Source organism: Lysobacter antibioticus (assembly GCF_000731095.1).
GTDB lineage: Bacteria > Pseudomonadota > Gammaproteobacteria > Xanthomonadales > Xanthomonadaceae > Lysobacter > Lysobacter antibioticus_B.
In genome coordinates this window covers 24,795-31,622 of sequence record NZ_JMTZ01000049.1, presented here as the reverse complement: position 1 = coordinate 31,622, position 6,828 = coordinate 24,795, and the positions used below count along the sequence as shown (strand labels likewise).

Here is a 6,828-nt window from a genome sequence, read left to right as displayed (position 1 = left end):
TTTTGGGCCAGCAAAAGAAAGTAACCCGGCCGCGTCAGCGGACGGAAGCTTTAGATTTTGCTTCACCGCTCTGAGGTGAGAACGCCGACGTGACAAGTAGCGCGGTCGCGGCTCGCGCCGCTCCTACCCTTCGCGACAACACGCCGCTTCGATGAATGACATCGGCGTCACGGTCTATGCGCATCCCTTAGTCGCGGCTCGCGCCGCTCCTACCCAAAAGCGGACGCGCCGCCAACCGTAGGCGCCACAGCGGGCCAAAAGTAAGCGACCCGGCCGCTTTAGCGGGCAAAAGCTGTGGTGTTTCTTTCAATGCTCCGGATCTTTCAATGCCGCGGACCGCAAAGCTCGATCGAGCGGAATCAAAACCGCCGAATCAACTCGATCGAACTTTCTGCACTCTCGCTGCCGCCACCGCCGTTCGAATCGTGACGGATCGCGAAGTCGGTTTCGAGTTTCCAGTACGGCCACAGATCCACGTCCAAACGCATCGACTGTTTGACGAAGGTGTCGCCGTGCCCGCTCTCGAACTGCACGCGCTGGCTCCAGCGCGCGCGGTCGCCGATGCGCTGGCCGATGCTGACTTCGCCGCGGAACACGGTGCCGGGGCGGTTGATGCCGTCGTCGTGGAGCGGGGCGAGGCGGTAGCCGGCGCCGAAGCTCAGGCCGACCTGGGTCGGGCCGTCGCGCAAGGCCTGCACGCCGTAGCGGGTGCCGATGCGGTAGTCGTTGGAGTACATGGCGCGACTGGTGCGCGAGGTCGCCGGCGCCCTGACCCCGCCAACGTGGCGTTGCGAGCCGGGCAGCAGCACGGTGCGCAGCGGCGGCAGATCGAGCGGGTCGATTTCCGGGCCCTTGGCGCGCCCGGACGTGGCCAGTCGCCATTCCTCGTCGCCGCAGCGGGTCGAAAAACAGTACAGACGCATCTGTGCCGGATCGCTCGCAATGGCGATCAGCGTCGGGTCGCCGCCGAAGGCGGGGGTCGGCAATGTCACCAGGGGCGCGCCCAGGAGGGCGAGCCCGATCGCACCGAGCATCGTCTTGGCTTGGGGCCGGAAGAGGCTGGGATGATGCCATGAAACCGGTTACAGGCACGAGACCGCGGACACGCCGGGATAGGTCCGATTCACCCGTCGGCGAATCCTTCCACGACCGTGAAAACGCCGCCTGGCGGGGCTTTGCGAAGAATTGCGGCGTGTTCCGGCGTATTTTGGCGCGAGCGGTCGTGGCTCAGTAGTACAGCGTCACCAGATGCCGGGCCTCGGCGAAGAACAGCCAGCGCTCGACCAAGGTACCGAGCAGCAGCGACAAGGTCGCGAGCGGCATCGCGAGCACGGCGACCGCCGGCAGCGCCAGCGCGATGATGCTCAGCACGACCGGCGCGACGGCGAACAAGGCCAGCGCGATCCGGCGCAACTTGCGCGAGTGCTTGCGCGCCAACACGTAGCCCATCTCGCGGGTGAGGTAGTTGTCTTCGGTGTGCGGGCGCTCGAACACGTCGAGTTCGCGTTGCGGCAGGCCGACCGCGTCGCCGCGGGTGACGGTGAGCGGGGTGCGGTCGATGTCGCGCCAATACCTGAGCTTGATCGCGGCCGTCAGCAATGCGAGCAGCAGCAACGCCCCCGACATTGCACTCCCGGCCGCGAACTCCCCGGGAATGGCGGCGAGCAGGGCCGCACCGCCGAACAAGGCGAAGAGCAGATAGCCGGGCACCACCAGGCGATGCCGCCAGGCGGGAATCGGTGGCAAGGAGGCGTAGATCATCGCCGTGCAGGCGACCGTGATCATCGAGCAGATCGCCAGCATGGCCGCCAGCGCCGCCGGTAGGATCGCGCCGGCATCGCGCAGCGGACTCGACGGCCACAACCACAGGCCTAACGCGAGCGCGGGCAGGTAAGTGACGACCGCCATGACACCCTCGCGCGACAGCCAGGAGGTGCGCCATTGCGAGAACGCACGCCAGGCACGCGCTGGTTTGCCCAAGTGCAGCATCGAGCTGAGCAGGCCGACACTGACCAGAGCCAGTGCGGCGATCAGGGCGAAACCGATCGTCCTGTCGGACAGCGACTGCGGCGATCCGCTCAGCGCGTGCTGCCAGAACACGAATACGCCCAGCCAGGCCATCAGGCCGTAGCCGGCCCCGGACAAGGTGGTAAAGAAAATGACCGAAAACGCGGGATGCATATCAGCCTGCGAGTAAGCGACGAACGAGGACGGAGCCGGCAACGGTCCGATCCGCGCGAGCGGTACCGGTGCAGGCGCATTTCGGCGGCTGGGTTTCGCAGGGCTTCATCGCGACAGCATCCGGTCCAGCCAGCGCAGCGCCGACGGCAATTGCTTGGTGTCCAAGGCTTCCTCGCGCGGTGGGGCTTCGGCCGGTCCGGCGCGGCGCGGACGCGGCGGCAGGTACTTGTTGGTCGGCTGATAGCCCAGTTGCGCCATCAGGTCGACGCCGCCGCGTTCGGCGACGAGCTTGGAGACTTTGGACTCGGGGTCGCCGAGGTCGCCGAAATGACGCGCCCGGGTCGGGCAGGCCTGCACGCAGGCCGGCTGGCGTTCGGACTCGTCGAGGTTCTCGTTGTAGATGCGGTCGATGCACAGGGTGCATTTCTTCATCACGCCTTCGACCGGGCTGTACTCGCGCGCGCCGTAGGGGCAGGCCCAGGAACACAGCTTGCAGCCGATGCATTTGTCCTCGTCGACCAGCACGATGCCGTCTTCGGCGCGCTTGTAGCTGGCGCCGGTCGGGCATACGGTCACGCAGGCCGGTTGTTCGCAATGCAGGCACGAACGCGGGAAGTGCAAGGTCATCGCCGGTTGCGGCGCCGCGACCTCGCCGCAGCCGCGCACCGGGTCGGCCAGCGGCATCGCTTCGGCGCGCGCGGGTGCGGCCTCGCTTGCGGCGACCTCGTAGCTGTGCACGCGGTTGAACCAGATGCCGGACGGATCCTTGCCGTAGGGGCGCTCGTCGGTGAGCGGCGCAGCGAAACCGCCGGCATTCCATTCCTTGCAACTCACCGCGCAGGCATGGCAGCCGACGCAGGTGTCCAGGTCGATGACCAGACCGAGCTTTTTCTTCGACGGCGGCGGCAGATCGGTCATCGTTTTTTCTTTCCGGTAGCGAGCAACCACAGGCCCAGCGCGAACACGGTCAAGCCGATCGCCACGCTCGGCATCAGCGCGATCAACACCGGCGTGGCCGAAGTCGCGTGCGCGGCGGCGTCCCGGGTCGGGTCCAACACGCCGAGCCCAAGCAGGACGATCAGGCCAAAGCCGAGCGCGATGCACAGCCAACCGGCGAACAGGCGTGCGGTCCTCATCGGCGATGCTCCCTGCCGGTTTCGACGACGTTCGCGCAGCGCCGCATCGTCGATTCAATCCTGCTCACGCTTGCCCCCCGCGCGGCGAGCGCGAAATTCCGCGCCGTAGCGCAAGGGGCCGGGTTCGGCCTGGGCGAACGCGAGCGGGGCGAACTGCGGTTCGGATTCGCCGCGCGCGTTCTGCGCCGCATCGGCCTTGCGGATCGACACGCGCAGATCGAACCACGCCGCCTGCCCGGTGACCGGGTCGGCATTGGCGTAGTCGCCCTTCGGGGTGATGTCGGAGATCAGATGATTCATCAGGAAGCCCTTGCGGCTTTCCGGAGCGTCCTTGTCCAGCCGCCAGGCGCCGCGGCGCTTGCCGATCGCGTTCCAGGTCCAGACCGTGTCGGCCTGTACGTTGGCGGCGAAGCGCGCCTGCACGGTGATGCGGCCGTGGTGCGATTCCATGGTGATCCAGTCGGCGTCGGCGATGCCGTGGCGCGCGCCGGTGTCCGGATGCAGATACAGGTAATTGCGCGCGACGATCTGGCGCAGCCAGGCGTTCTGCGAACCCCAGGCGTGGTACATGAACATCGGCCGCTGGGTCACCGCGCTGAGCGGGAATTTCGCGTCGACCCGATCGACCTGGGCGCCCTCGAAAGGTTCGTACCAGATCGGTAGCGGGTCGAAATAGGTCGCCACGCGTTCGCGGTGCTCCGACGGCGGTTGCTGCGGGCCATGGCCCTGCGCGGCGAGGCGGAACTTCTGGATCGTCTCCGAATACAGCTGCAGCACGATCGGGTCGGCGTGGCCGATGAAGCCCATCTTCTGCGCCCAGTCCAGATAACCGCGATTGGCCATCTTGTAGTAGCGCGCCGACTCCGGCACATGGCTGCGCCAGAAGCCGCCGTTATCGATGTAGCGCTGCAACTGCTGCGGGTTCGGCGGGCCCTTGGCTTCGAGTTCGCCGCGCTCGCCGCGCCAGCCGGCGAGCAGGCCGACGCCGGGCGCGCGCTCGTGGCGGACGATGTAGTCGGCGTAGTCGCGGTAACGCGGGCTGCCGTCGTCGTGGACCATGCCGGGCAGGCCGAGGCGCGCGCCGAGTTCCAGCAGCACCGACTGGAAGCCGCGCACGTCGCGGCCTTCGCGCTGTTGCGCGGCGTCGACCACCGGATGGCGGATCGCGTCGCTGGCCGAGTCGGCATCGGAGATCGGCCGGTCGAGCAGGCTGATCGCGTCGAAGCGTTCCAGATAGGTGGTATCGGGCAGGACCAGATCGGCGTAGGCGGTCATCTCCGAGGCGTAGGCATCGGCGTAGATGATGCGCGGGATGCGGTACTCGCCGTCTTCGCCGCGATCGGTCAGCCAGCCGATGGTCTCGCCGGTGTTCATGGCCGAGTTCCAGCTCATGTTGGCCATGAACATCATCAGCGTGTCGATCTTGTACGGGTCGCCGGCCCAGGCGTTGCGGATCACGGTGTGCATCATGCCGTGCGCCGACAACGGATAGGCCCAGGAGAAGGCGTGGTCGATGCGGCGCGGCTGGCCGTCCGCGTCGACGACCAGGTCCTCGGGGCTATGGACGAAGCCGAGCGGCGCGGCGTCGAGCGCGCCGTTGGGCTGGCGCGTCTTGCCGGGCCGGTTCGGCGGCGGGATCGGTTTCGGGAACGGCGGTTGATAGCGGAAGGAGCCCGGCGTATCGACCGCGCCGAGCAACAACTGCAGCACATGCAGCGCGCGGCAGGTATGGAAGCCGTTACTGTGCGCGCTGATGCCGCGCATGGCGTGCATGCTGACCGGGCGGCCGGTCATTTCGGCATGCTGGCGGCCGTAGGCATCGGTCCAGGCGATCGGCAGGGTGATGGCTTGTTCGAACGCGGCTTCGGCGAGTTCGCGGGCGATGCGGCGGATGGTGTCGGCGGGAATGCCGCAGCGTTCGCTGACCGCATCGGGCGCGTACTGCGGGTCGAGGTAGCGCTCGGCGACCAGATGGAACACCGGCACCGCGCGACGGCCGTCGGGCAGACTGTATTCGCCGACCACGGCCGGCGCGATGTCGATCGCGTCGGCGGGGTGGGCGCGGCCTTGGCTCGCGTCGTCAGGTAGACCACGCGCCCAACACAGCGCACGTCCCTCGCCGTCGCGCGCGAACAGGCCGTCGTCGGCGCCGCCGGGATTGCGGATCACCAGCCAGTGCGCGTTGGTGTAGCGCACCAGGTAGTCCAGGTCGATGCGGTCGGCCTTGAGCAATTCGTGGATCAGGGCGAACGCGAACAGGCCGTCGGTGCCGGGGCGGATGCCGATCCATTCGTCGGCGATCGCGCCATAGCCGCTGCGCACCGGGTTCACCGCGACGATCTTGGCGCCGCTGGCCTTGAGTCTGCCCAGGCCGAGCTTGATCGGGTTGGAGTCGTGGTCTTCGGCCACGCCCCACAACATCAGATAACGCGAATGCTCCCAGTCGGGCTCGCCGAACTCCCAGAACGAACCGCCCAGGGTGTAGAGGCCGCCGGCGGCCATGTTGACCGAGCAGAAACCGCCGTGCGCGGCATAGTTGACCGTGCCGAACTGCTGCGCCCACCAACCGGTCAGCGCCTGCGACTGGTCGCGGCCGGTGAAGAAGGCCAGCTCGTCGGGGTTGCGTTCGCGGATCGGCGCGAGCCAGTCGGCGGCGATGCGCAGCGCCTCGTCCCATTCGATCTCGCGGAATTCGCCCTTGCCGCGCTCGCCCACGCGCAGCAAGGGCTTATCGAGCCGCGCCGGCGAGTAGTGCTGCATGATGCCGGCCGACCCCTTGGCGCACAGCACGCCCTGGTTGACCGGGTGATCTGGGTTGCCCTGGATGTAACGGATCCGGCCGTCGCTGAGCCAGACCTTGATGCCGCAACGGCATGCGCACATGTAACAGGTCGTGGTCTTGGCCTCGTCGCCGGGCGAGGGCGACAAGTCGATGGCTGGCTCTTGGGGAGCGTGCTTTCGCATGGCGGCATTGTGCCTACCTGGGCGTGTCGCCGCGAGCTTGCGCGAAATCCGGGCTTGTGCGTTGTAGCGCCATCGCACTGCAACATTGTGCAGGTCTTGTGATCGGGCTTGGCGTCGCGGCTGTCGGCGGGCTCGCGCAGTCGCAACCGTTGCGACCGCATGGGTGTCTAATGTCACTACTGCGCCGGCGCTCCGATCCAGATACTGCTTCCGACAACGGCTCTCGATGCCGGCGTCGTCGTAACCTCATCCGGTCGAGGGGAGTCGCTGCCGGTGTTGCCGGCCGGCGACCCGCTCAAGCTGTGGACGGCTCGTCCTCGCGCACAACTGGGCGCAGGCGTTCGCGTCGGCGCGACGAGGCTCGGCGAAGCCGACCGCGGCCCGGGCGGCCCGCTCCGGCGGCGCTCCGGCCTGGCGGGCGCCGCGGTCAGCCCGGTAAACGCGGCGCCGGGGGCGGCGTTGCGGATATTGCGGGCTCGATCACGTACGATCCCCAAGTTCGATGGTGGCGGCCGGACAGCGGCCGGTGCCATGCTAGTTGCGACCC

At 67.7% G+C, this 6,828-nt stretch carries 5 protein-coding genes; all 5 read right to left on the bottom strand.

Annotated features, from left to right (window positions below; all coding sequences use genetic code 11):
* Nucleotides 1–359: 359 nt before the first annotated feature.
* Nucleotides 360–1,034: a DUF481 domain-containing protein gene (locus tag EX88_RS0115235; protein WP_031372851.1), complete on the bottom strand. Its 675-nt coding sequence runs from the start codon at nt 1,032–1,034 to the stop codon at nt 360–362.
* A 193-nt stretch (nt 1,035–1,227) separates the two neighbouring features.
* Nucleotides 1,228–2,181 (bottom strand): dimethyl sulfoxide reductase anchor subunit family protein, encoded by a 954-nt coding sequence (locus EX88_RS0115230; RefSeq protein WP_031372850.1) that lies wholly within the window; start codon nt 2,179–2,181, stop codon nt 1,228–1,230.
* A 105-nt stretch (nt 2,182–2,286) separates the two neighbouring features.
* Nucleotides 2,287–3,099, bottom strand: a complete 813-nt coding sequence (locus EX88_RS0115225; protein WP_031372849.1) for a 4Fe-4S dicluster domain-containing protein — start codon at nt 3,097–3,099, stop codon at nt 2,287–2,289.
* A complete protein-coding gene (locus tag EX88_RS0115220) occupies nt 3,096–3,317 on the bottom strand; it encodes a hypothetical protein (RefSeq protein ID WP_031372848.1) in 222 nt (73 codons plus the stop codon). Before EX88_RS0115220 ends, EX88_RS0115225 begins: the two co-directional genes overlap by 4 nt.
* 54 nt (nt 3,318–3,371) lie before the next feature.
* Entirely contained in the window at nt 3,372–6,281 is a 2,910-nt protein-coding gene (locus EX88_RS0115215; protein ID WP_051885158.1) for a molybdopterin oxidoreductase family protein, read from the bottom strand.
* Between the last annotated feature and the right edge of the window lie 547 nt (nt 6,282–6,828).